Genomic DNA, 22891 nt, shown 5'->3' with positions numbered 1-22891 from the left:
ATTTTAGGCAGAGTGTTTCAGGGTTTGCAATCACAGATCCCGTGCCGGCAATTCAGCTCAGGCAGAGGTAGCACGCCTGGCCGAATCAGCCTCACGCGCCTGGTTCTGCTTGTGCCTGCGCGTAAACAGCAGACGCAACAGGGTGTTCCAGCAGTAACCCACCAGCACCCCTCCGGCGAGTGCCAGGGCTACCTCGAACAACGGGTGCCTTAAAACATGGTCTGCCAGCGACTGGAACTGGAAATGCGTCAGGTAGATAAACAAGGTTGACGATGCGATGACCGCACCTGCCCGTGCGACCAGGGCAGGCACTGGCACCGAGCGGAACCAGATAAGGGCCAGGATTGCTGGCAGGGCGATATCGACATAGCGCGAGAAAGCCTCCCAGCCAACGCCGGCAACCGCCATCAAATCCAGCTCGGCGACCACCAGCACGGCCACCGCGCTGGCTACCCACTTGCGCGCTGTGGTGTCGGCATGGTGCACGGCCATGCCCAGCACCATGACCGCCAGGAAGTGCTGCGGTACCCGGTTGAGCAGCGCACTGGCGTCGAACACGAAGCGGTTGAGCAGCACATCCAGCGCCACCAGCGCACAGGTTGCAATGATCAGGCAGCGGAACGGGTCGGCGAGGACGACCCGACGTACGCGCCTGATCGACAGCACGATACCGATGATCACGATCATCTGTACCAGCACTTCGATGTACCAGTAATTGAACAGGCTCACCTCATTGGCCGGGAACCAGTTGGACACCAGCAGCAGTGATTGCCAGTGCAACCGGTCGAACACCAACTGGATCAGCGCGGTGTACAACAGCGTCGGCACCACAATGGCCGCCAGCGACCTGAGCAGCGTGCGGGCATCGCCGCGTTCGTCGATTGCCTTGAGCTGGAACCGCGCCAGGCTGATGCCGGACACCAGGAACAGCACAGACGTTTCGCCGACGATCAGCCAGTGGTCGAACTCGCTCAGGTGGCCGACCACGATCAGGATGATGGCGAGCATGCGCACGAACACCGGCATTTCCATCGACCGCAACGCGCCTTTGGGGGGCGCACTCAGCTCGGCCAGCTGGCACACCGGCAGCGTTTCCCAGCGCTGCGGCAGGTGGCCGATCAGCTCCTCCAGCACCCGCGAGGCCTGCACGAATGACAACGAGTCGCCCCCCAGTTCGACAAAGCTCAACCTGGCGTCCAGGCGTGGCACCTGCAGAATGCGAGCCCAGGCCGAGCTCAGTTTTTCGGCCAGAGGGGACAAAGGTGGGTGGGCACTGTCGTCAAATGGCGCAGGCAGGGCGCGTTTGTCCACCTTGCCGTTAGGGGTGAGCGGCAGGGCGTCGAGGAACACGAATAGCGCTGGCACCATGTAGTCCGGCAACTGGCGTGTGAGCGCCTGGCGCAGGTCATCGGCGGGTATGGGTTTTTGCCCAACGCAATAGGCAACCAGCCGGGGCGACGCACTGTCGCGGTTGGCCACCACCACGCATTGGCCGATGAGCGGGTGACGGGTAATGGCGTTCTCGATTTCCGCCAGCTCGATGCGATGGCCACGGATTTTGACCTGGTTGTCAGCGCGCCCCAGGAAACTGGCGCTGCCATCGGCCAGGTAGGTGCCCAGGTCACCGGTGCGATAACAGCGGTCGCCTGCGGCGCCGGTGAACGGGTTGGCGATGAACGTGGCCTCGGTCAGCGCCGGGTCGCCCCAGTATCCCTGCGACAGGTAGGGGCTGCGGATCAGGATTTCACCGGTTTCGCCCACGCTGACCAGCTGATTGGTCGAGTCGACCACCAGCAGCTGCGCATTGGCGATGCCTTTGCCCAAGGGCACCCGGGTACTGTCCGAATCAGGGTCAAGGGTATGGAAGGCCATGGCTTGTGGCGTTTCCGTGGTGCCATAGAAGTTCACGTTGACAGCATTGGGCGCAATGGCGCGGATGTGCTGGTACAGCGCCGGGCTGAGTGCATCGCCACCCCAGAACAGGTAGCGCAGTTGATCGAGTAGCTGGCCATTCAGGTGTGCGCCGGTTTCGATCAGCTTGCCCAGCGGCGGGGTGAGGTGGATCACGCTCACGCCGTGCTGGTGAATCCAGCCTGCCAGCCGTGCCGGGTCGGTCAGGGTCGACTGGGCGGGGCAGGCGAGGGTTGCGCCAATTGACAGGGGCGTGAACACGTCGCGGTACACCGGGTCATGGCCCAGACCGGAAAGCAGAGAGAAGGTGTCGGCCTGGGTGAAGCCATGCTGGCGCACATGCCAGTCGATGAAATGCACCAGGGGCGCGTGATGGGTAACGATACCCTTGGGTTCACCGGTGCTGCCCGAGGTGAAGGTGATGTAAGCCGGTTGCTCGGGGCTCACACTGGGCAGCGCGACGCAGTGGCAAGGGAAGGCTTGCAGTGCCTCGGCGGTGGTTTCCGGCACCGATATGACAAGGGGGCTGTCGGTATCGACGGATGCCTCGCCACAGCGCAAGACCACAGCCGGCGTCAGTGTGCGGATGATCTGCCCGATGCGCGCGGGCGGGTAGGCGGCGTCGGCCACGGTGAAGGCCAGGCCGGCGCGCAGGCAGCCGAGCATGGCGTACACCAGACCCGCGCCCCGGCTGGCGACGATAACCACACGATCGGCGCCACTGGCAGATTGTTCCAGCAGACAGGCGGCAATGCCCTGGCTGATCTGCGCCAGTTGGGCATAGCTGCAGGTGGTGTGCCGGGCCAGGATGGCGGTGGCACCCGGGCAGCGGCCGACCTGCTCGAGGAAGGCGCAATGAATCGGCTGGTCGGCACGGTACTCCAGGCACAGCGTCGGGTTCGGGCGCAGGTCCGGCATGATGGGTGAGGGCTCCGCATGAACGTTGGGGCTGGCTGGTAGCACAACGCTAGTGCAGGGTGGCCGATGGCGCCAATGTTCAGCGGGATTGGGCGAGGCTTGTCGACAGTCGGGTGCGCTGTGCGCCCCAATCGCGGCACAAGCCCGCTCTCCTAGAACAAACCATGACTCATTGATCTGGCAGGGACTCTGTGGGAGCCCTGTCCGCTGCGATTTCAGGCCACATCCACCAGCACGATCTCGCTGTCCTCGACGGCGGTGACCCGCAGGACTTCTTCCTGCTCGATCGCCACACCATCGCGCGCCTTGGCCCGCAGCCCATTGATCTCCACCAGCCCCTTGGCCGGCACCAGGTAACCCCGGCGTGCGGCCTCAAAGCGATACTCGGCGGTTTCACCTGCACGCAAGGTGGCAGCTACCAGTCGGGCATCGGTACGAATCTGCAGGCTGTCTTCATCACCGGCACGGCCGCTGGCCAGGGTGACGAAGCCTTCGCCACGCTCGCCTTTGGGGAACGGCCGGCTACCCCACTGCGGTGCTTCACCCGTGCGCTCAGGCACAATCCAGATCTGGAAAATACGCGTGTCGACGTCTTCCAGGTTGTACTCGCTGTGCACGATGCCGCTACCGGCACTCATCACCTGCACGTCACCGGCCTCGGTGCGGCCTTTGTTACCCAGGCTGTCCTGATGGCTGATCGCGCCTTCACGCACATAGGTGATGATTTCCATGTCGCGGTGCGGGTGCGGCGGGAAGCCACTGCCAGCCGCGATCAGGTCGTCGTTCCATACACGCAGGTTGCCCCAGTGCATGCGCTGCGCGTCGTGGTACTCGGCGAACGAGAAATGGTGATGGGCATCGAGCCAGCCGTGGTTGGCGTGGCCAAGGCCTTCGAAGGGTCGCAGTTGCAGCATGATCGTGCTCCTTGAATCAGTGGAATGACGCCATGATGCGCTAAAGAAACATCGAAAATAAGCGTAAATATCGGCTCAAAACAATCATATTGGTCGATATTATTTGTGCAGTGTTTGACTCGCTTCATCGCCTAATCCACTGATCTGCAAGCATTCGCTGGCGATTTTCCGTCGATGCGGCGAACATGCCGGCTGTTTTTGTTTTTCAACGGAGTGACCGTGGCCCACGAGCAACCCCAGGCCCCCGCCGACCTTACGCCGCCTGCACAACTGCCCTGGTTTCGCCGCCTGGCCGCCCGCCTGCTGGGGCGTGGCCTGACCCGCCTGCAAGCCCAGCATCGTGACTCCTGGTTCCTGGGCCACGCCACGGGCCAGCGCACTGGGCATGCCGACGGTGTGCGTGAGGGGTTCGAGCGCGGCCGGCTGGAGGGCTATGAGGCTGGGCGCCAGGTACTGGTGATTCGCGATTCGCGCCCTGACACCGCTGCGGTACCCGGCCGGGACGACAACCTGTTCGACGACTGGCGGCTGCCGCTGACGGCCGAGCTGAAGAAACGCTTCAAGGCCGATGTCGCCCAGCGCCTGCCCGCCGAGGCGCAGCCCAGCGCCGCGCAGTGGAAGCTGATCTTCAGTGACACCCCGTCTACCTGTGTAGTGGCCGGCGCCGGGGCAGGCAAGTCCACGTCGCTGGTGTTACGCATTCTGCTGCTGCGCCATTATCTGGGTTACGAACTGGACGCGATGACCGTGGTCACGTTCACCCGCGAGTCGCGCAAGGACTTCATCAAGCGCCTGCTGCAGGTGTTCGCCCTGTGGCAGATCAACCTGCAGCCGGCACAGGCGCGCGAGCTGGTGCGTACCTTCCATTCACGCATCCTGCCGCTGGTGCGCAGCCTGCCGGGTTTCGGCCAGGTACGCGCATTCGAAACCCTGGGCAACGAGATGCCTGCCGGGCGCGAAGCCGAGGCTGACAGTAACCCGTTCGACTTGCGCCTTAACGATGCCCAGCGCCAGCAACTTAACCAGTGCTACAGCGGCTTGCTGGGCGAGAGCCCGCGTTTTGCCGAGCTGGTAGGCCTGTTGCGCAGCGAAGCCTTGCAGCTGAAACCACTGGACCCGAACAACCCCGACGTACAGAAGCGTGCACAGGTGACCCATTTGGCGGCCCAGCGCGACGAAGAACTGTGCGACGTGATCGAAGACCTGTGGTTCGCCGCCGGCGCCTGGCCGATCAAGGGCATAGAGCCTTGCCGCGAAACCGTGGATATCCGGGGCAGCCGCTTCCATGTGCATGGCCGCCTGGCTGGCCAAGGGCCTCTGGTCGTGCTGGGCTTCGACCCTGCCGAGAGCGCGCAGTACCAGCGCCCCGGGGCCAAGCTGGCAGTGCGTGCCGAGTGGGCGGTCAAGCGCACGCTGTTGCAGGCCTTTTGTGATCGGCCGCTGATCTGGCTCGACAACTACGCCATGGCCCGGCGCCTGGCGGCTTCGCTGGCTGGCGATGCTGTGGCCGGCCCCGGGTTCGAGTACAAGGTCAAGGGTGAACTGGCCCCGGCGCCGTTGCTGGATGCCTTTGTCGGTGCGGCCAACTTCATCGAGAACCTTGGCCTGGACGTGAACAGCGCGGTGGCGGCAATGAGCTTTCCTTCCGGCGACAGCGATGCCTTGTTCTTCGAGGCCCTGGCGCTGTACTGGAAGGCACTGGAGGCACACCTGCTGGACCAGTCGCCGCCGGTGATGAGCTACAACCGCATGTTCGCTCTGTTCGGCGAGAACAACCCGGAAAACCTTCAACTGCTGCCCGACCCGTTGTTGCGGCCTTTGGCTCACCTGATGATCGATGAGTTCCAGGACGTGTCGCCGCAGATCGTCAGCTGGTTGCGTGCCAGCCTTGCAGAAATCCGCCGGCGTGGCCCCGCCATGCACACCGGGCGCCATGCACAGCACTCGTCATTGCTTTGTGTGGGTGACGACTGGCAGTCGATCTATGGCTGGCGTGGCAGTTCGCCCAAGTATTTCATGGAGTTCAGCAAAGCCTTCCCGTCACCGGCCAGCACGCGGGTGATGCTGGTCGACAACTACCGCTGCCAGCAGCAGGTGATCGACGCGGCTGAGCACCTGGTCAAAGGGACCCCGGCAATTGCCGGCAAGAAAGCCCGCGCCAGCGGCCCGGCAGCCGGCTTGCCCTGCTCGCCGGTCAAGGTGTTCGACCGTGATGAGGCTGCCCTGGGCGAGACGCTGATCGAGCACTACCAACGGGGCGAGACGGTCATGATGCTGTACCGCAAGGGCAGTGACAGGGCCTTGATGAGCGAGCACCTGCAAAGCGTGCTGCACGCCGAGGCCGCATTGCCGGCCGAGCAGCGCCGGCTGCGACAGCTGACTTACCACAGTGCCAAGGGCTTGCAGGCCGATGCGGTGTTCATGTTGGGCGACTGCCATTACCTGACCAGCTCGCCTTACAAGAACCAGGTGTATCGCCAGGCCGGTCTGGGCAAGGCCGGTGACGCCCAGCCGTTCGATACGGCGCAGAAGGACGAAGTGCAACGCCTGGCCTACGTGGCGGTGACGCGCGCAGTGCAGCACTGCTATTGGCATGTCGAGGCCGCCAATGGTGATGCGGCCGCTGCCCCGCGGGCGTCCAGCCAGGTGGATGGCAGGCAGGCCTTTTTCGAAGACCTGCGTGGGCAGTAGGCCAAAGCCTAAGCACTCCTGGGCCTGCTTTGCAGCCCCTCGCGGGCACGCCCGGTCCCACAGCTTCCCAAATGTGCAGTACCTGTGGGAGCGGGCGTGCCCGCGAAGGGCCGCAAAGCGGCCCCAAATGGCGTGACTGAGAGGCTTCAGGTGAACCTGTTCAAATGAGAGGCTCAGCGGTTCGGGTCTTGCGCGTGGGTCAGCGTTTCGAACAATGCTTCGCGCTGCTGGTCACGCCCGGCATTCAGGCGCCGACTGGCCAGGTCGTAAGCCTGGCTACCCAAGTCCATCCTGTGCAATTGACCGTTTACATCCAGCGGTGGCGCGGGCAGTACCTCGGTGAGGGTTTGCAGCACCGCGCCATCCAATAAGGTGACGGCTTCGCTTTCGCCATCCAGGCAATAATCCAGGTACTGCATGCCGTGGTACCAACGCTCATCCAGCGCGGCGAAGCGGCTGGCGAAGCGCTGGGCAAGGTAGCGTTGCCAGCTGGGCTGCCGGGCAACCCAGGCCCTGCGTTCGGCAACAGTATCGTCGAGCTGCAGGACAGCGCGTTCGACATTGCTGGCCACACGTGCCGAGATCATCGCTTCTTGGCGATACAGCATGCCTTGGCTGGTTTCCGGGAAATTGAGCGGTTCTGCCAGTGACTGGCGCAAGGCCAGGCGTATTTCGATCAGGTCAGTGCCGCCGGTGAGCAGGGCGTCGTCACTCAGTTCGTCCAGGGGGTCCAGTTCAGGTACGTCAAGCCTTGCGGGCTGAGCCTGGGCGGGCAGCCGTTCCAGCTCCAGCAGGCGCGCCTGGCGGGCCAGGCGGGCAAGCTGAATCCGTTCGGCCAGCGCGTTGACCATTTCGCGGCGATAGAGGTTTCTGAAAAAGGTGAACAGGTAGGCAGGGCGCTCCGCTTCCTCGGCCACTTGCCTGAACACCTGGGCTTCGAGCTCCAGGGCACTGAATGCATCGGTGCCGGCGTCGCCACAGGTAGGTGGGTAATCTTGCGCGACATTGTCCAGATGGGTGCGCAACGCCTCGTCACGTCCGGCCTGTTCAAGCAGCTGCCAAACCTGCTGGGTCAGCGCTCGCAGGTTGCGCTCGGCTTGCTGCGAGCGTGCCACGCGTTCGACCACTTCGCGCAAATGGCGGTTTGCATCACCCTCGAACAGCGCGTCCCAGAGCTGCGCCTGTTCCGGGCTGGCATCCACCAGCCAGAAGTCCTCGCTGATATCCGACAGCTGATCGGCGCCGTGCACTTCGACCCCTGCCGTGCGCAGCCGGCGGTTGCTGGCGGCATCCAGGTTGTTTTCATTGAAGTCCCAGAAGCTATCGCGTCCAGGCGTACGCAAGGCTTCGGCAAAGGGGCTGGCCAGTACCTGATCGAGGTCCGGCACCTCGCCGATCGGGTTGTAGCTCAGGCTGAGGTGACGCAATTGCGGGGCGGTCGGCGTCATCAGCGAGGTGAGGCCACGTGGCCATTCACGCAGGCCGCAGTTGCGCAGTTGCAGGTTGGCCAGGAATGTCAGGCCGGTCACGTCAGGCGCCTGCCCCAGCGGGTTGTTGGTCAGGCGCAGATGGCGCAGGCTGCGCAGGTCGGCGAAACGCGCTGCCAGGGCTTCACTCAACGCAATGTGGTTGTTCTCCAGGTCAAGGTATTCGAGGGGTAACCGTGCAAGGGTCTGCAGGTCGGCTTCGGCAAGCTGCAACCTGTTCAAACGCAAGCTCAGCCGGCGCAGGCGGGTAAGGCCACCCAGCCGGTGACGCATTACCTCAGTCAGGCTGTTCAACTGGTTGTTGCCCAGATCCAGTACTTCGAGTTGCGGGGTGGCCGCCAGTGCCTGGAACAGCCCTTCGAAGTCGAGTTCTGGGTTTTGCGTCAGGCGCAGGACGCGCAGCGAGGGGAAGCTCTGGAAAAAGTCTGACGGTATCTGGCGGATGCCAATGGCGCGGATGTTCAAGGTGGTGATGTGATCGAAGCGCGCTGGCAGTGATGGCAGGGTGTCGAGTTCCAGGTCTTGCAGTGTCAGGCTGTACGGGTCGTCACGGCGCCAGGCGGCATTGAACAGTTCACGCACCACGGTGCGCGCGTTGCGCTGGCTTTCACTGCCTTGGTTCGCCCAGTCACGCAGCGAGTCGTCAAGGGTGTCGCGCTCGATTTCCAGTGCCCTGAGCTGTGCCGAGACGCTACCGCGCTGGCGTAGCTGGCCCCGCAATGTATTGCGTGCGCTTGCGTTCAGGCCGGGGTAGAGCGCACGCAAACGTCGATCTGCAGTATTGGGCCAAGGCAGCCTCCCGCTGAGTGGGTAGCCAACGCGCCCATCGGCCAGGCGCATTGGCGAACGGTAACCAGGCCTGATGGGCTGTTGCCCGATCAGGCTGGCCGCATGCCCCCGGTCGGCGATGGCCACGTGATACCGTTGGCGCGCATCGAGATCAGGGTGTTCTGCTTGCAGCGCAAGGTCCAGTACCTCACTGTCGGCGGTGGCCAGATCAGTGCGATACAGCCCCAGCAAGGCCCTGCTCAGGCGGGTGTGTGCCTGCAGGGCCCGGGCCTCTTCGGCAACGCGCAAGGGCACCCTGCCTTGGGCCATCAGCAGGCGTTCACGGGCACAGGTCCTGGCCATGATCTGCTCGATGGCATGCTGCGGCAGGCCTGGGAATTGCCTGCCCAGCGGCCCGGCCTCTTCGGGTAGCCTGGGCGGGTTTGGCGCTTTCAACCGCTCGAGTGCGTCGGCCAGCAAGGTGGGCGGATACTGTGCGGCCACCTGGGTGTGGCGCAGTTCATCACCTTGCACCCCTGAGCACTCCAGCGCGGCCTGCAACTCGCTGTCAGTCAGGCCCTCACTGATCGGCCCCAAACGCCGCAAGAGCTGCAGGTCATCCCACTCCAGAGGCACTTCGTGTGCCGCGCGCCACGCGCCTGCGCCATTGTCCCGAATCACTGGCCGATAGGCCTGCGGGTCTTGCGGGTGGGGGATCCGCCATTGGCCGCGTTCCTGCAACTGTTCGTACACAACACCCTCGATACGTATGTAGTGACGCCCGTCAACCGTGTAACGGCCCTGCACATCGGGTTCAAGGTCTTCGCCAATCGACACGGGGCTTGCATGGTCCTTCAACGTGGCGTTCCACAGGTAGTCCTTGCCATCCTTGACGATGCTCTGCATGGCGTCGACAAAGCCGGAAGCCTTCAGCGCCACGGCACCGCCACCTACGGCAGCGACCGTGACAATGTTCAGCAGCACCGACTCAAGCTGGGCTGCAGCCTCTTCATTGTCACCTTCCTCCCAGGCCGAGATGCCCTCGAATACACTGCCCATGATTTGCGCGGCGCCGAGGGTCAACATGATCGGGTTCAGGCATGGCACGACCATCGCTGCGACATTCAGCACGGTCATACCCAGGTCCAGCCAGTATTCGATGTTCTGCAAGCGTACCCTGGCGTCAACATCTTCGGTGGGAACCGCGACCCTGCGAGCATCCGCTCTCAGGCGCGCAAGGTGGCTGGACTCCAGTAGGCCCCAAGGGGCATCGGGCAAGCTTCTGTCGATGGATTCCAGGTGTACCGACTTGCGGGGTTTCAGCTGCGCCCCTTCTTCCTGGTCGGCGTTGCTGTAGAGGGCGCGCTCGAGCCGCTTGCTCAAGGTAGCCTGCTGTGACTGCAATGCCAGGGCGACGAAGCGCTTGCGGTAGTCGTCCTGCATCAGCTGTTGGCGCAAATACTTGCGTGCTTCGCCCAGCGAGGCGAACTCCCTGAGCGCATCGACATCCATCGGGTTGTAGAGAAATACCGGGTCGTGCTTGCGGTTTTGCAGGGGGGCAATGAACAACAGCTCATGGATCGGGATGCCAAACAGCTGCAACTGCCAGCAACGCAGGGGACGCCCTTGATAGGTGGGGTCGGCGCGTTCGGCACACAGGCCATGCAACGCGAGAGCGCCGGGCGCGCTGAGGTGGCCTTTGCAGCCAGCGATACGGGTTTGCACACGAAACTCGTCACGCCGTGCGTTGATGGCCAGCGCTTGCAGTTCGGTCCTGTTTGGCCCGGCGAAGATTTGGTCAAGGTGCAGCTGGTAGCGCTGACCCAGGTTAAGCGCCCGGCATTGCTCAATGAAGCCTGTCAACGTCAGACCAGCCATGGCCCTGATGTCCTGCCGGCTGTGCTGCAGGCGACTGAACCGCGTGGTGTCGGCAGTGCCTTCGAAGTTGTGCAGGGCCGCTTCGAGCAGGCTGCGGTACTGCGGGGCCCCCTTGGAAACGATCTCGCCCTGCTCATGGGGCACTGCCGGACCCGTGGGCAGCCCGACGGGTTGCTTGACCGTGGTCGCTTGATAAACGTATTGCGCCTGGGTGACCGGGGTGTCGATGTTCAGCTGCTTTTGCAGCAAAGGGGCGCAGAACTCGGTGACGCCCTGCAAGTTGCCGAGCGCTGCCTGCAAGGCCCTGCTGCTTGCATCGCGTTTGGCGATGGCGCGCTGCAGGGCTTGGCGGGTAGCTTCGTCTGCCTGTTGATACCAGGCGTAGGTATTGCCCTGGCCGTCCTGGTAGTCCTTGTGCAAGCGCGCCGTGATCTGGCGGGCATGCTCGCCATGCAATGCCTTGCTCCAGCCGGGCAGGGTACGCGCCATTTGCGCGTGGTGATAAGGGGTGTGGCTCATGTCGGCACTCCGTGTACGGGAGCCGCTATGGGGCCGCATACGCGGGCGCACTGTGCGGTAGATAATTGCCTGCCCAGGGCGCTCATGCGTATGCGGGTGTTGCGTGCGTTCTGTCAGGCAGGCCTTACTTGAAGGCTTGCGCGGCCAATGACTGCGGGTTAACTGCCCATTGTCTGCGTCTGGCGGGTGAGGCTTGTCAGCAGGCCGTGTTCCACCTGCTGCTGCTCGGCAGTCAGCAAGTCCACGCCTTGACGGTACTGCTGCTCGGTGATCGCCACGCGATGCAGAACACCCCGAGCATCCAAGGGGTTTTCCGGCATGACGCTGGTCAATGCTCGTAGCACAGAGTTGTCCAGGGACGTTACCGGGTCGGCGGTTTCATCCAGGCAGTAGTAGAGGTAGTCCAGGCCTGGCCGCCAAAAATCGGTTATCAGGCTGAACTGTGCCGCATGCTCCCGTTTCAGGTACTCCACCCAGCCCGGCTGCTGGTTTAACCATTGCTCCCGGGCTGTGGCGTCTGTATCAAGTGCCACGACTGCTGCTTTCACACGGTTGATGATTGTCTGGTTGACCCTGGCCGTGTCGCGATACAGCATGCCTCGGCTCGGCTCAGGGTAATCCAGCGCAGTCGCCAAGGACTGGCGCAAGGCCAGGCGCAGCTCGATATCGTCCACCAGCCCCGTTTCAAGGTCGATGTCTGGAAAGGCTGAGGGGTCGTCGAGCTCGTCGTATGGGGGGAGGTCGCCGTTAAAGACGCCATCGAGCAGTGCCTGTTTGCGCACGGACCTTTTCAAGCTGATACGGTCGGCCAGTTGGTTGACCTGATCGCGTCGATACAACTTGCAATACAGGTTCAGCAGATCGGCCGCTCGGCTACCGGCCTGGCCTGCAGCTTCGTGGGCCAGCACTTCTATCTCCAAGGCACTGAAAGCGTCGGCACCTGCATCGCCACAGGTTGGCGGGAAATCGCCGGCCACTGTGGCCAGGCGTTCGCGCAGCACGGTGTCCTGGGCAGCGTTGTCCAGCAAGCTCCAGACACGCTCCCTCAACGCCACGGCATCGCGCCGCGCTTCTGCCGACTGGGCAAGCCGCTCCAGCACCCCAAGCACCGCCGCATTCTCACCTTGGTCGAACAGGTCGCGCCACAGTTGCTCTTCGGCACTGCTCGCCTGGCCACGGTACAGGCCTTGCCACTGCGGCATGTCGCCTGCGTGCTCGAATACGTTGACGCCACTGCTGCCCAGGCGTGCGCGTGTTTGGGCTTCCAAGGTGTTGTAGTTGAACAGCCAGCGGCGCTCCGGCAAGCGCGCCGCGACATCGCGGGCGAACGGGGTTCGCAGCACACCTGGCAAATCTGTCAGGGTACGAATGCGGTTGAAGGAGAGGTTCAGATAGCGCAGCTGATACTGCGGCTGGCTCATCAGGATTGTCAGGCTGTCCGGCCACTGCTGCAGTTGGCAACCCTCGAGGTCCAGATGGCTCAGGCGGGCCATGAAGCGCAGGTCTGGCGCCAGCCGCAGGGGGTTGCCCGACAGGTGCAGTACCCTGGGGTGGATCATGTCCTGAAACTGGGCGGCCAGGCTTTCATCAAGTGTGATCTGGTTGCTGCTCAGGCCAAGTCCATCCAGGGGCAAACGCGTCAGGAAGGCCAGGCTGGCGGTATCGAGCCGTAGCCGATTACGGTTGAGGATCAGTATCCTCAGGCCGGGCATCCCCCCGATGGCCTGTCGGGCAGTGGCTGAAAGGCTGGTCAAGCCATTGTCTGTCAGGGACAGTGCGCCTAGCCGTGGCACAGACTTGAGTGCCTCGAACAATGTTTCGGCGTCCATATCCGGGTTGTCGATGATTTCCAGGGTGTCCAGGTTAGGGAAGTTCGGCAAAAAACCGCTTTCCAGGCGCCGCATCTGCAGCCCATCAATTACCAGTTGCCGGATATGCGGCATAGGGGCAGTGAACGGTGGCAGCGCTTCCATGTGCATATGGTTCAGCACAAGTGCTGCGCGTTGCGTGCCGCCTTCTCGGCGCGAAGCACTCAGCAGTCGCGCCGTGCACCGCTGCCGATCAAAGCGTTCGTCAAGGGTGGCTGAGGTGTTAACCCAGCGATTGAGATCTCGGTTGAGGGTGCGTTGCTCTACTTCAAGCCGACTGATCACGCTGCCCAGGTCGCCTCCCAAGGCAAGTTCGGTTTGCAGTGCGCTGATCTGCTGGCCGCTGAGCTCGGGGTACAGTGCCCGAAGCCGGCGCGCGGCTGGCAAGGCGCGCCCTTGGGAGCCTCGGCCGCTCAGGGGATAGCCAAGCTGGCCGCTGGCCAATCGCAAGGGGGAGCGGAATCTGGGGTTGATCGGTTGCTGGCCGAGCAGTGAGGCGCAGTGCTGGCGATCGCCCAGGGCGAGTTGCAGCAACTGGGCCGAGTCGGCCTGTGGGTGCTCAGCTTGCAGCGCTTGTATCAGGCGCTGGCTGTCGTCATTAGCCAGGCTGGGCCTGAAGATGCCAAGGATGGCGCGGTCAAGCCGCCCCCGTGCTTGCAGAAGGCGGGCTTCCTCGGCAATGCGAAGAGGCACACGGCCGTTTGCCAGGCGTTCCTGCTCCACGGTGCTGATGTTGGCCAGCAATGCTTCGAGCGCGCTGTCCGGCAGGCCGGGAAACTGCCGGGCAAGAGGTTGTGCTGTTGTGGGAAGGGTGGGCCGGTGACGTTGTTGCAGGCTGCTCAGCAGAGCCCCACGATGTTGTTCAAGGCGTTGTGCGAGTTTATGGTTCAGGGTAGATGATCTGTGCTCGGTCGGCGTGTCACCGAGCAACTGCAGAATGGCTTCTTCATCCAGCTGAGCCAACACGGTCTGGCTCAGCTGGCCATTGTCCAGATCACTACGGGTAACTTCGATTTCTACCTGGCCAACCGTGTCGATAGCGCCGTAGCGCACCGATTCGCCCCAAGGTTCTGGCCCTTGGTAAACCTTGATCACGTTCCCCTCAGGCCAGCCCGGCAGGCGCAGCAACTCGGGTAAGGCAAAGTTCTCGTGCGCAGCCAGCGGTAGCCCATGGCGTACGCGGTTGATGATGTGCTGTGCCTGGTTATCCAGTTGCAGGCGCAGTAGCGTGTCGAGCAACAAGGCAGGTGGACGCACGCCGGCAGCGTGGGTGCGGCGCAACACGGTTTGATCAGTACCGGTAATGCGCATGGCGTTTTCCAGTTCGCTGTCGTCCAGGCCTGTGCTATAGCTGCCGAGGCGGCGCATGAGTTGTGCGCCGTCCCATTCCAGAGGCTGTTCATGCGCCAGTTGCCAGCGAGCGTTACCATGATGCAGCAGGGGTGGGGCATAGGCCTGCGCGTCATCGGGGTGGCGAACGCGCCATTGTTGTGCTGCGTCCTGAAACACTTCGTACAGCGTGCCGTCCAGTTTGAGAAAGGTCTTCCCACCGACGTGCACATGGCCGAGCGAATCGGGTTGAGCCTGATCAGGGATGGGCGCTGTGCTCGCATATGGCTTCATGTCGGGGTGCCAGAGCACTTCTTTGTCTTCATGCCACACACTGGTCAGCGCATCGACAAAGCCTGATGCCTGGACGATCTTGGCACCCGTGGCAAAGCCGGCAATCACTGCCGCATTGACGGCCAACGATTCCAGTTGCGCCAGTGCTTGCCGGGTATCACCTTCTTCCCACGCCTCGAACCCGGTGAACACCGAGCTCATCAGATCGTATGCGCAAACGCCCAGCATGACCGTGTTCAACCCCGGCACAAAAAAGGCGGCGACGTTGAGTACATTCATACCCCAGTCGAGCCAGTACTTCAGGCGCTTGTCACGGGCTCTGGCGTCGACCTCGGCGGTAGGGACTGCAATGGTTTTTGCGTCGGCCTTCATGCGCGCAAGGTGTGCGTTGTACAAGGTCGTCCAAGGGTCGGTTCGGATGGGCGAGGGCGTGAAACGGAGGACGGGGGTGCTTCTGGGTGTGCGTCTGCCGGCTTCATCCTGTTCGAACAGCGCATGTTCCAGTGCTTCGGCCAGTTCCTTTTGCCTGTCCTTGTAGGCGCATTGCACCAGGGCTCGGCGAAACCCGCTTTGCAATAGCCGGCTGCGCAGGTGCTTGCCCGCGTCCTGACGAGAAGCATATTCCCTTACCGGGTGCTCGCTGTCGCCAGGTATGTACACGATACAGGGGTTTTGCCGGTCCGGATCGTCTGGCCCCATGAACAGCACGTCGTGAACGGGGATCTCGAACAGGCTGAAGTTCCAGCAATGCAATGGCTGGTTTGCATAGGTGGGCTGAGGCTGGCCGTTGCACAGTTGCATAAGCGCCTCGAGCCCAGGTCTGCTCAACAGGCCTTTGAGCTTTGCCATCAGTGCCTGGACCCTGAGGGATTCGCGATTTGCTGCTATCGACAGGTGCTGGATTTCGGCGCGATTGGCGCCCTCGTGGGTGGCAAGCAAATGCGCTTGATAGCGTTCGCCAAGGTCCAGCGCCCGACAATGGTTGACGAAGTCCGCCATCGTCAGGCCAGGCAGGGGCGTATCGCTGCCAGCAGCGCTGGTGAGCCTGCTGTAAGCACCGACTTCGTCCAGGCCCTCGAAGTTGTGCAGGGCAGCCTCCAGCAAACTGCGGGTTTGCGGCTCGCCCACGGGGCGAGTGGCAAGGACGTCCACCTCAAGGTCCGGGACCAAGGGCGTTTCTACAGCGGGTACGCCGACCCAGATGTTGGCTGTGGGTTCGAAGGGCTGGAAGACATATTGCGCCCTGTCTACGGGCACGCTTACCTGCAACTGCCGGGTCAGCAGAGGGGTGCAGAAGTCGATGATGTCCTTGAAACCCGCCAAGGCCTGCCGGACTTGCGCCAGGTATTTGTTCCGCGTTTCGATAGCGCTGTGCAACTGCTCACGCGCTTGCTCATCGGCAGTGGCGTACCACGAGTAAGGGGTGCCATCTTCAGCCAGGTATTCCTTGCGCAGGCTTTGCAGCACGGTATGCGTATGCGCGGGGTGCAGCGCCTTGCTCCATTTCGGCAGTGTTCGGGTTATCTGGCTTTGATGTAAGGGCGTGGGGTGGGTCATGGCAACGATCTCTTGGGTTGGGGGGTGAATAGTCCACGCTGATGAAGGCGCCATGGTGCGGTAGATAGATGTCGGCACCGGTCGGTCCTGCGCATGCACGGGTCGGTGAGGGGCTAGCAGCGAGGGGGCATCTGCGAGAGGGTGAAGCAGGCCATGGCGCAGGCTTCAGCCAAGGAGAATTGCAATGCGTTCGCTGTGCAGTCCGAAAGATCATCTGCTTGACCTCGATGGTATTGAAATAGCGGTACGTACCTGGGGGGCCGAAGACGGTATCCCGGTGCTGGCCTTGCATGGCTGGCTGGACAACGCTGCCTCGTTCGAACGCCTGGCACCGATGCTGGACGGCTGCTTCGTTGTGGCCCCCGACCTGGTCGGTCATGGCCGTTCGGACCATCGTCGGCATGACAGCGGCTACTACCTGTGGGAGCACGCCGAAGATATGTTGGCGGTGACCGACAGCCTGGGCCTGTCACAGTTTCATGTGCTGGCCCATGGCATGGGCACCGGTGTTGCATCGTTGCTGGCGGCCATGACCAGTGGCATCGTCAGCATGACCTTCCTCGACGGCATGGGTGCACCGTTCACGGTGGCCGAGGATGACCGCGTGCAGCACCTGGCGCGGGCCTATCGGCTCAAGCGCATGGTGCAGCGCAGCCAGCTGCCGGGTTTCGCCGAGCCGGACGTTGGCCGCTTCGAAGACCTGGACATTGCCCTGGCGCAACGCCGCGAGCGCCTCGACACCGAACTGTCGGAAGGTGCCGCACGGCTGCTGGCATTGCGCGACCTGCTGCAACTGGGTGATGGCTATTGCTGGCGCCACGACCCGCGCCTGGTGTTGCCCGAACCCATGCCGCTGACCGAGCGCGACGCCTGCGACCTGCTCAACCAGATCCGCTGCCCGTTGTACCTGCTGTTCGGCCGGCAGGGTGCATTCACCGGTGAGGCTTTTACCCGGCGTCAGGCGGCCTTGCCCAGCCAGGCGAAGGTCTCCTGGCACCCGGGTGGGCACCACTTCCACCTGGATGCCCCGGACCGGGCGCTGGTCGACCAACTGTTGCGAATACTCGCGCAGCATGAAGGCGGCGTGCTGCAACGGTTGGTGAATGAGTAGCTGATTCTGGTCACGCTTCAGCGACCTGGGCTAAGGTGGCCAACGTCATTGCGTAAAACGCCAAAGGGAGCCCAGGCATGCGACCGTTCACCATCAAGCACATCGATCACCTTGTGTTGCGCGTCAGCGACCTGCCGCGCAGCGTTGCTTTCTACACCGGGTTGCTCGGCTGCCATGTGAGCCGCGTACGGGAAGACCTGGGCATGGTGCACCTGGCCACGGGTACGGCGATGATCGACCTGGTAACCCTGGACGGCCCGTTGGGGCGGCCAGGCGGGGCGGCACCGGGGGTGGAGGGGCGCAACCTGCACCATTTCTGCCTGCGGATCGAGCCGTTCGACGAGGCCGCATTGACCGCCTACCTGGAAGCCGCCGGGGTAAAGGTCGAGCCCGCAGAAAAGCGTTATGGCGCCGAAGGCGAGGGGCTGTCCCTGTACTGCTACGACCCGGATGGCAACCAGGTGGAGTTGAAGGGGCCAGTCGCGGAGGCGATATGAGCGACCTGTACATTCGCGAGCACTGGATCGAACGGTTTTCTCGACTTTGACGCGGCCCCTGTGGAAACAGGCTTGGCCCGCGAACACCGGCAAAGCCCGCTCCCACAAGACCACTGTCTCTGTGTGGCAGCACAACCCAAGGGGGCATTCATCCCCGATTCAGCGGCTGTGCATGCGCCGTTCTTTCAAGCGCCTACCTGGCCTCAGGCCCGACACTGGTGGCTCCTGACAACCTGGAGTCACCCATGCGCACCCTCTACGCCCCGCTATTTTTCTTCGGTTACATTGCCGCGGCACTGTCATTGGCAGACCACCCGTTGTGGCTGCTGCCACTGCTGGCCAGTGCGGTGTTGCTGTCATTCACCTGCGAACGACTCATCCCCTACAAGGCCGCCTGGAACCAGACACAAGGCGATGGCCGCCGCGACCTTTGCCACGCACTGATCAACGAATGCCTGACCCTCTGCAGTGTGGCGGCCATCCCGCTGCTTGCCCACTGGCTGCCGGGAACAGGCTTTTGGCCTGATCAGTGGCCGGTGGCCTTGCAGTTGCTGCTGGCCATTGCGTTGGCCGACCTGGGCATCACCCTGGTGCATTACGCCAGCCACCGTAGCCCGCTGCTGTGGCGGCTGCATGCGGTGCACCACAGTGTCACCCGCTTGTACGGCTTCAATGGGTTGATGAAACACCCTCTTCACCAGTTGCTCGAAACCTTGGGCGGCACCTTGCCGCTGCTACTGCTCGGCTTACCCGTGGATGTGGCAGCGTTGCTGGCATTCAGTGTGTCTATCCAGCTGTTGTTACAGCACAGTAATGTGGACATGCGCATCGGCGGCTTGCGCCATGTGTTTGCCTGGGCGCCGGTGCATCGCCTGCATCACCTGAAGTACGGCCGCACCGGCGACGTCAACTTTGCGCTGTTCTTTCCGCTCTGGGACCGCCTGCTTGGCACGCTACTGTACTTGCCAGGCTATGCGCTGGCGGATGACGACATGGGCATCGGTGATCGGCCTGACTACCCGCAGGCGTACCTGGCGCAATTGCGTGAGCCGTGGGTGAGCGGGGAGTTTCACCCACCTGCGCTATTGCCGGTCGGACTGCGCCAGGCTTTAGCCGAGCGTACGGAGGCGCAAGTGACGCAAAACTGACCGGGGGCTGAGGCCGAACTGGTGGCGAACGCTGCGGGTGAAATGCGCCGAGTCGGCAAACCCCGCCGCCAATGCCGCTTCGGTCAGGCTGGCGCCGCCCAGCGCCCGTTGCAGGGCCACGCGCAAGCGCTGCCACAGCACCAGCCGGCGCACTGACAGTTTCAGTGAGCCGCTGAACAGGCGTTCCAGCTGGCTGATCGACAGCGCTGCAGTGCTGGCCAGTTCCTGGGCCGGCAATGTCTTGTGGTCGAGTGCGCGAATTCGCTCGAGGGCTTTTTCCAGTCGCGGGTCGAGCGGGCGACGCGGCCAGCGCCCCAGGCTCTCAGCCAGAAGCTCTGCGCTGTTGCCGGCTTGCTCGCAGGCCTGGGCAAGGTCTGCCAGATCGAACGCCAGCGGTTCGGCGAACAGGGTAAGGCAGGGTACGCCATGACTGAGGATGGCATGGGGTTGCCGCGACGCGATCAGCACCTGCGGGCCGCTGCAGATCTGCTCGCCCAGGCGCACCTCGACATCCGCACCGAGGCCGACAAGTATCTGATGCGCGTAGTGCACGTGGCTGTCGGTCCTGCCGAGCGTAGACTGCAGCAGGCAGTAATCGTCAGCCAACCAGATGTCGCCCTGCCAGCCCGGTGTTGCCTTGTCGTTCATGCCGCCCTCTTGTGTAGCGCCAGGCGGGTGGATATCCCGGCAAAGCCGATTATGCTTCATTTACCTTGCTGCGATCCGAGGCGGCCCGCCTCGTCGTGCTTCGCGCAACCAAAGCAAGCCCTAGGGCCTGGGTGCGACGGTGAAAGGGATGTGACTCACTCCCTGTGAGGTGCTCCGGCCTGCATGACGACAAGACGGAGGCAACCCATGGCGGTTATCGACAGCGCATCCACGGGCAGTAGCGCGCCCCAACGCGGCATTACCAAGGAGGAGCGCAAGGTCATCTTCGCCTCGTCTCTGGGCACGGTGTTCGAATGGTACGACTTCTACCTGTATGGTTCACTGGCCGCGATCATCGCCAAGCACTTCTTTGCCGGTGTCAATGAAACCACCTCGTTCATCTTCGCCTTGATGGCCTTTGCCGCCGGTTTTGCGGTACGGCCATTCGGGGCTATCGTGTTCGGTCGCCTGGGCGACATGATCGGGCGCAAGCACACCTTCCTCATCACCATTGTGATCATGGGCCTGTCCACGGCACTGGTGGGCCTGCTACCGAGCTACAGCGCGATCGGCGTGGCAGCGCCGATCATCCTCGTGACCTTGCGCTTGCTGCAGGGCCTGGCCCTCGGTGGCGAGTACGGCGGGGCGGCCACCTATGTGGCTGAACATGCGCCGAAGGGCCGACGCGGCTTCTTTACCGCCTGGATCCAGACCACCGCGACCTTGGGGCTGTTCCTGTCGCTGCTGGTCATCATGACCTGCCGCACGGTCATGGGTACCGAGGTGTTCGAGGCCTGGGGCTGGCGGGTACCGTTCCTGCTGTCGATCCTGCTGCTGGCAATCTCGGTGTACATCCGCATGCAGCTCAACGAGTCGCCGGTGTTCCTTAAGATGAAGGCCGAGGGCAAGGCATCCAAGGCACCGCTGACCGAGTCGTTCGCCCGCTGGGACAACCTCAAGGTGGTGATCATGTCGCTGCTGGGCGGCACCGCCGGGCAGGCCGTGGTCTGGTACACCGGGCAGTTCTATGCACTGTTCTTCCTGTTGCAGATGCTCAAGATCGAGCCGCAGACGGCCAACCTGCTGATTGCTGGCTCGTTGCTGATCGGCACGCCGTTCTTCATATTCTTCGGCAGCCTGTCCGACCGCATTGGCCGCAAGAAAATCATCATGGCCGGCTGCATCATCGCTGCGCTGACCTATTTTCCGATCTTCAAGGCGCTGACCGAGTACGGCAACCCGGACGTGTTCGTCGCCCAGGAGCAGAACCCGGTCGTGGTGGTGGCTGACCCTGGCCAGTGCGCGTTCCAGTTCGACCCGGTGGGCAAGGCCAAATTCACCAGCTCCTGCGACATTGCCAAGAGCCTGCTGGCCAAGCGCGCCATTCCTTACACCAACCAGGCGGCCGAACCTGGCAGCGTGGCGCAGATTCGTATCGGTGAGCGGGTACTGCCAAGCTTTGAAGGCAGCAGCATGGCCGCAGCGGATTTCAAAGTGCAGAACGAGGCGTTTACCGCCACCTTGAGTGGTGCGTTGAAAGAAGCAGGCTACCCGGAAAAGGCCGACCCCGCGAAGATCCACTACCCGATGGTGCTGCTGTTGCTGACCATCCTGGTGATCTACGTGACCATGGTCTACGGGCCAATCGCTGCCTGGCTGGTGGAGCTGTTCCCGGCGCGTATCCGCTACACCTCGATGTCGCTGCCTTATCACATCGGTAATGGCTGGTTCGGCGGCTTCTTGCCCACGGTTGCGTTTGCCATGGTGGCGGCTACCGGGGATATCTATTACGGCTTGTGGTACCCGATCGTGATCGCGGTAATGACGGCGGTGTTGGGGATACTGTTCCTGCCAGAGACCAAGGACCGGGATATCAACTGATGGGGCAGCTGTGCCGGCCGCTTTGCGGGCAAACCCGCTCTCACAGACTGTGTTGTACATGTGGGAGCGGGTTTACCCGCGAAGCGGCCGGCACAGGCAGTCAATCAGTCGAAGTACCCTCGCAAGCCGAAGGTATACCCCGTATCCACGTCAACTGGCTCACCCCGGCTCCAGCGCTTTTTCAACACGAATTCGAACGCCGGCTCGTACAGCCCGTCGCGCACCAGTGCCCCCGCCAGCACTTCCACGTCATACCAGCCGTTGTCCAGCTCGATGATGGGCCGCCCCGGCACTTGGTAGCGGGCAATCAGGTCACCCAGGGTCTTGGGCGTGAAGTGCTGCAGGATGCGCCAGGTGTACAGCATCAGCGCCCCATGCTCCACGCGCAGCATCAGCGCCCCATGCTCCACGCGCAGCACATAGCCATTGCGCCGGTGCTTGAGCCGGCTGCCGGCTTCGCGCAGGGCCGGGGTATGGCCATCGAGCGTGAACAGGATGCGGTAAGGCAGGTTGTCGACCCCGGCCAGCGGCAGCACGATGCCTTCGCGCACCGCCTTGTCGCCGCTGTCGTCATGGGTGAAGGCGTAGGCCAGGTCATCTGCAAGCTCATGCTCTTGCTTGAAGCGCTCGAGCAGCTGGATATCGCCAAGCAGAAAGTAATCGACCAGGTCATTGAGTACTTCGCTGAATTCGTGGCGCATCTGTTTTCCTTATTGGTGCGCGTTGGGGTGTCAGTGTTTCTGGGCGATCTGGATCAGGTTGCCACAGGTGTCATCGAATACGGCCACGGTGACGGGGCCCATGTCGGTGGGCGGCCGGGTGAACTGCACGCCCGCTGCACACAGCCGTGTGTATTCGGCCTGGATATCACGTACGCCAAACGAAGTGGCGGGGATCCCGTCCTGCTTTAAGGCGGCCTTGTACACCTTGGCCGCCGGGTGCGCGTCGGGCTCGAGCAGCAGTTCGACGCCACTGGGATCGTTGGGGGAGGTCAGGGTCAGCCAGCGGTGCCGGCCCATGGGAATGTCATGTCTGGGCTCGAAACCGAGTACGTAGTGGTAGAAGGCCAGGGCCTTGGCCTGGTCGTCGACGAGAATGCTGGTGACCACGATCTTCATAAGCGCACACCGTTTACCTGGGGCCGATGACTATCAGTAAAGACGTTAGGGCGTTTTTGACCAGTGGCTGCATTGCCTGTGGGGCTTTTTTCCCGCTGCGTGGCAGTGGATGCGCGACCTATCGTTGGCCTGGCCTTACCTAACCCACCAAGGAGTGCAATGCGTGCAAGATGAACCGATGAAAGACCTGCCAGACACCCGTGATGAGGATCAGGCGGATGCCGCCAAGCCGTCTGCAACGCTGTCCCGGCGCAAGCGTAGCGTGGCCCCGGTTTGCGCAATGGGCTGTGAGTCGGGGTACAAGCAGATTGGGGAGGACTGCGTTCCGGAGAACCCGGAATTCGAGTGAAGCAA

General features: G+C 62.9%; 13 protein-coding genes. 6 read left to right on the top strand and 7 right to left on the bottom strand.

The features are described from left to right. Positions 1-57: 57 nt before the first annotated feature. Positions 58-2829 carry an amino acid adenylation domain-containing protein gene (locus LU684_RS04855; RefSeq protein WP_232894215.1) on the bottom strand — a complete coding sequence of 924 codons (2772 nt, stop codon included), beginning with the start codon at positions 2827-2829 and terminating at the stop codon, positions 58-60. A gap of 215 nt (positions 2830-3044) precedes the next feature. Continuing rightward, the gene (locus LU684_RS04850) at positions 3045-3743 is read right to left on the bottom strand and encodes a pirin family protein (RefSeq protein WP_016486065.1); all 699 of its coding nucleotides are present in this window, start codon (positions 3741-3743) and stop codon (positions 3045-3047) included. Between the two features lie 174 nt (positions 3744-3917). Here LU684_RS04850 and LU684_RS04845 point away from each other — a divergent pair, with 174 nt between their 5' ends. After that, positions 3918-6434 (top strand): UvrD-helicase domain-containing protein, encoded by a 2517-nt coding sequence (locus LU684_RS04845; RefSeq protein WP_232894214.1) that lies wholly within the window; start codon positions 3918-3920, stop codon positions 6432-6434. A 173-nt stretch (positions 6435-6607) separates the two neighbouring features. On the opposite strand, the gene LU684_RS04840 is transcribed toward LU684_RS04845, so the two are convergent. Further along, positions 6608-11086 carry a dermonecrotic toxin domain-containing protein gene (locus LU684_RS04840; RefSeq protein ID WP_232894213.1) on the bottom strand — a complete coding sequence of 1493 codons (4479 nt, stop codon included), beginning with the start codon at positions 11084-11086 and terminating at the stop codon, positions 6608-6610. Between the two features lie 158 nt (positions 11087-11244). Then, complete coding sequence (locus tag LU684_RS04835) at positions 11245-16134, bottom strand: NEL-type E3 ubiquitin ligase domain-containing protein (protein WP_269803255.1); 4890 nt, start codon at positions 16132-16134, stop codon at positions 11245-11247. Positions 16135-16318: 184 nt separating this feature from the next. Between LU684_RS04835 and LU684_RS04830 the strand changes: the two genes are divergently transcribed. The 3 genes from LU684_RS04830 to LU684_RS04820 all read left to right on the top strand — a co-directional run bounded on the left by LU684_RS04830 (position 16319) and on the right by LU684_RS04820 (position 18890). Beyond that, positions 16319-17245, top strand: a complete 927-nt coding sequence (locus LU684_RS04830; protein WP_016486069.1) for an alpha/beta fold hydrolase — start codon at positions 16319-16321, stop codon at positions 17243-17245. Positions 17246-17322: 77 nt separating this feature from the next. Then, entirely contained in the window at positions 17323-17742 is a 420-nt protein-coding gene (locus LU684_RS04825; protein ID WP_016486070.1) for a VOC family protein, read from the top strand. A gap of 245 nt (positions 17743-17987) precedes the next feature. Then, positions 17988-18890 carry a sterol desaturase family protein gene (locus LU684_RS04820; protein WP_232894212.1) on the top strand — a complete coding sequence of 301 codons (903 nt, stop codon included), beginning with the start codon at positions 17988-17990 and terminating at the stop codon, positions 18888-18890. Here the strand turns inward: LU684_RS04820 and LU684_RS04815 are convergent. Next, complete coding sequence (locus LU684_RS04815) at positions 18852-19538, bottom strand: helix-turn-helix domain-containing protein (protein WP_232894211.1); 687 nt, start codon at positions 19536-19538, stop codon at positions 18852-18854. The two genes, LU684_RS04820 and LU684_RS04815, sit on opposite strands and share 39 nt — an antisense overlap. Before the next feature lie 207 nt (positions 19539-19745). On the opposite strand from LU684_RS04815, the gene LU684_RS04810 reads away from it, so the two are divergent. Next, a complete protein-coding gene (locus LU684_RS04810) occupies positions 19746-21419 on the top strand; it encodes an MFS transporter (RefSeq protein ID WP_016486073.1) in 1674 nt (557 codons plus the stop codon). 104 nt (positions 21420-21523) lie between these two features. Here LU684_RS04810 and LU684_RS04805 read toward each other — a convergent pair whose 3' ends face one another. Further along, positions 21524-22120, bottom strand: coding sequence for a hypothetical protein (locus tag LU684_RS04805; protein WP_232894210.1), 597 nt, complete (start codon positions 22118-22120; stop codon positions 21524-21526). 30 nt (positions 22121-22150) lie between these two features. Next, positions 22151-22537 (bottom strand): VOC family protein, encoded by a 387-nt coding sequence (locus LU684_RS04800; RefSeq protein WP_016486075.1) that lies wholly within the window; start codon positions 22535-22537, stop codon positions 22151-22153. A 163-nt stretch (positions 22538-22700) separates the two neighbouring features. On the opposite strand from LU684_RS04800, the gene LU684_RS04795 reads away from it, so the two are divergent. After that, entirely contained in the window at positions 22701-22886 is a 186-nt protein-coding gene (locus LU684_RS04795; protein WP_024717937.1) for a hypothetical protein, read from the top strand. The last annotated feature ends 5 nt before the right edge of the window (positions 22887-22891 follow it).

This window comes from Pseudomonas sp. NMI542_15, assembly GCF_021283425.1.
Classification (GTDB): domain Bacteria; phylum Pseudomonadota; class Gammaproteobacteria; order Pseudomonadales; family Pseudomonadaceae; genus Aquipseudomonas; species Aquipseudomonas fortuita.
The sequence above is the reverse complement of the archived record's forward strand: the minus strand, read 5'-3'. Positions and strand labels throughout refer to the sequence as shown.

Excerpts from the sequence above, each read along its gene's own strand:
- LU684_RS04855 (WP_232894215.1), bottom strand. The coding sequence starts at position 2,829 with ATGCCGGACCTGCGCCCGAACCCGACGCTGTGCCTGGAGTACCGTGCC.
- LU684_RS04815 (WP_232894211.1), bottom strand. The coding sequence starts at position 19,538 with ATGAACGACAAGGCAACACCGGGCTGGCAGGGCGACATCTGGTTGGCT.
- LU684_RS04830 (WP_016486069.1), top strand. The coding sequence starts at position 16,319 with ATGCGTTCGCTGTGCAGTCCGAAAGATCATCTGCTTGACCTCGATGGT.
- LU684_RS04835 (WP_269803255.1), bottom strand. The coding sequence starts at position 16,134 with ATGACCCACCCCACGCCCTTACATCAAAGCCAGATAACCCGAACACTG.
- LU684_RS04805 (WP_232894210.1), bottom strand. The coding sequence starts at position 22,120 with ATGCGCCACGAATTCAGCGAAGTACTCAATGACCTGGTCGATTACTTT.
- LU684_RS04845 (WP_232894214.1), top strand. The coding sequence starts at position 3,918 with ATGCGGCGAACATGCCGGCTGTTTTTGTTTTTCAACGGAGTGACCGTG.
- LU684_RS04840 (WP_232894213.1), bottom strand. The coding sequence starts at position 11,086 with ATGAGCCACACCCCTTATCACCACGCGCAAATGGCGCGTACCCTGCCC.
- LU684_RS04810 (WP_016486073.1), top strand. The coding sequence starts at position 19,746 with ATGGCGGTTATCGACAGCGCATCCACGGGCAGTAGCGCGCCCCAACGC.
- LU684_RS04850 (WP_016486065.1), bottom strand. The coding sequence starts at position 3,743 with ATGCTGCAACTGCGACCCTTCGAAGGCCTTGGCCACGCCAACCACGGC.
- LU684_RS04800 (WP_016486075.1), bottom strand. The coding sequence starts at position 22,537 with ATGAAGATCGTGGTCACCAGCATTCTCGTCGACGACCAGGCCAAGGCC.
- LU684_RS04825 (WP_016486070.1), top strand. The coding sequence starts at position 17,323 with ATGCGACCGTTCACCATCAAGCACATCGATCACCTTGTGTTGCGCGTC.
- LU684_RS04820 (WP_232894212.1), top strand. The coding sequence starts at position 17,988 with ATGCGCACCCTCTACGCCCCGCTATTTTTCTTCGGTTACATTGCCGCG.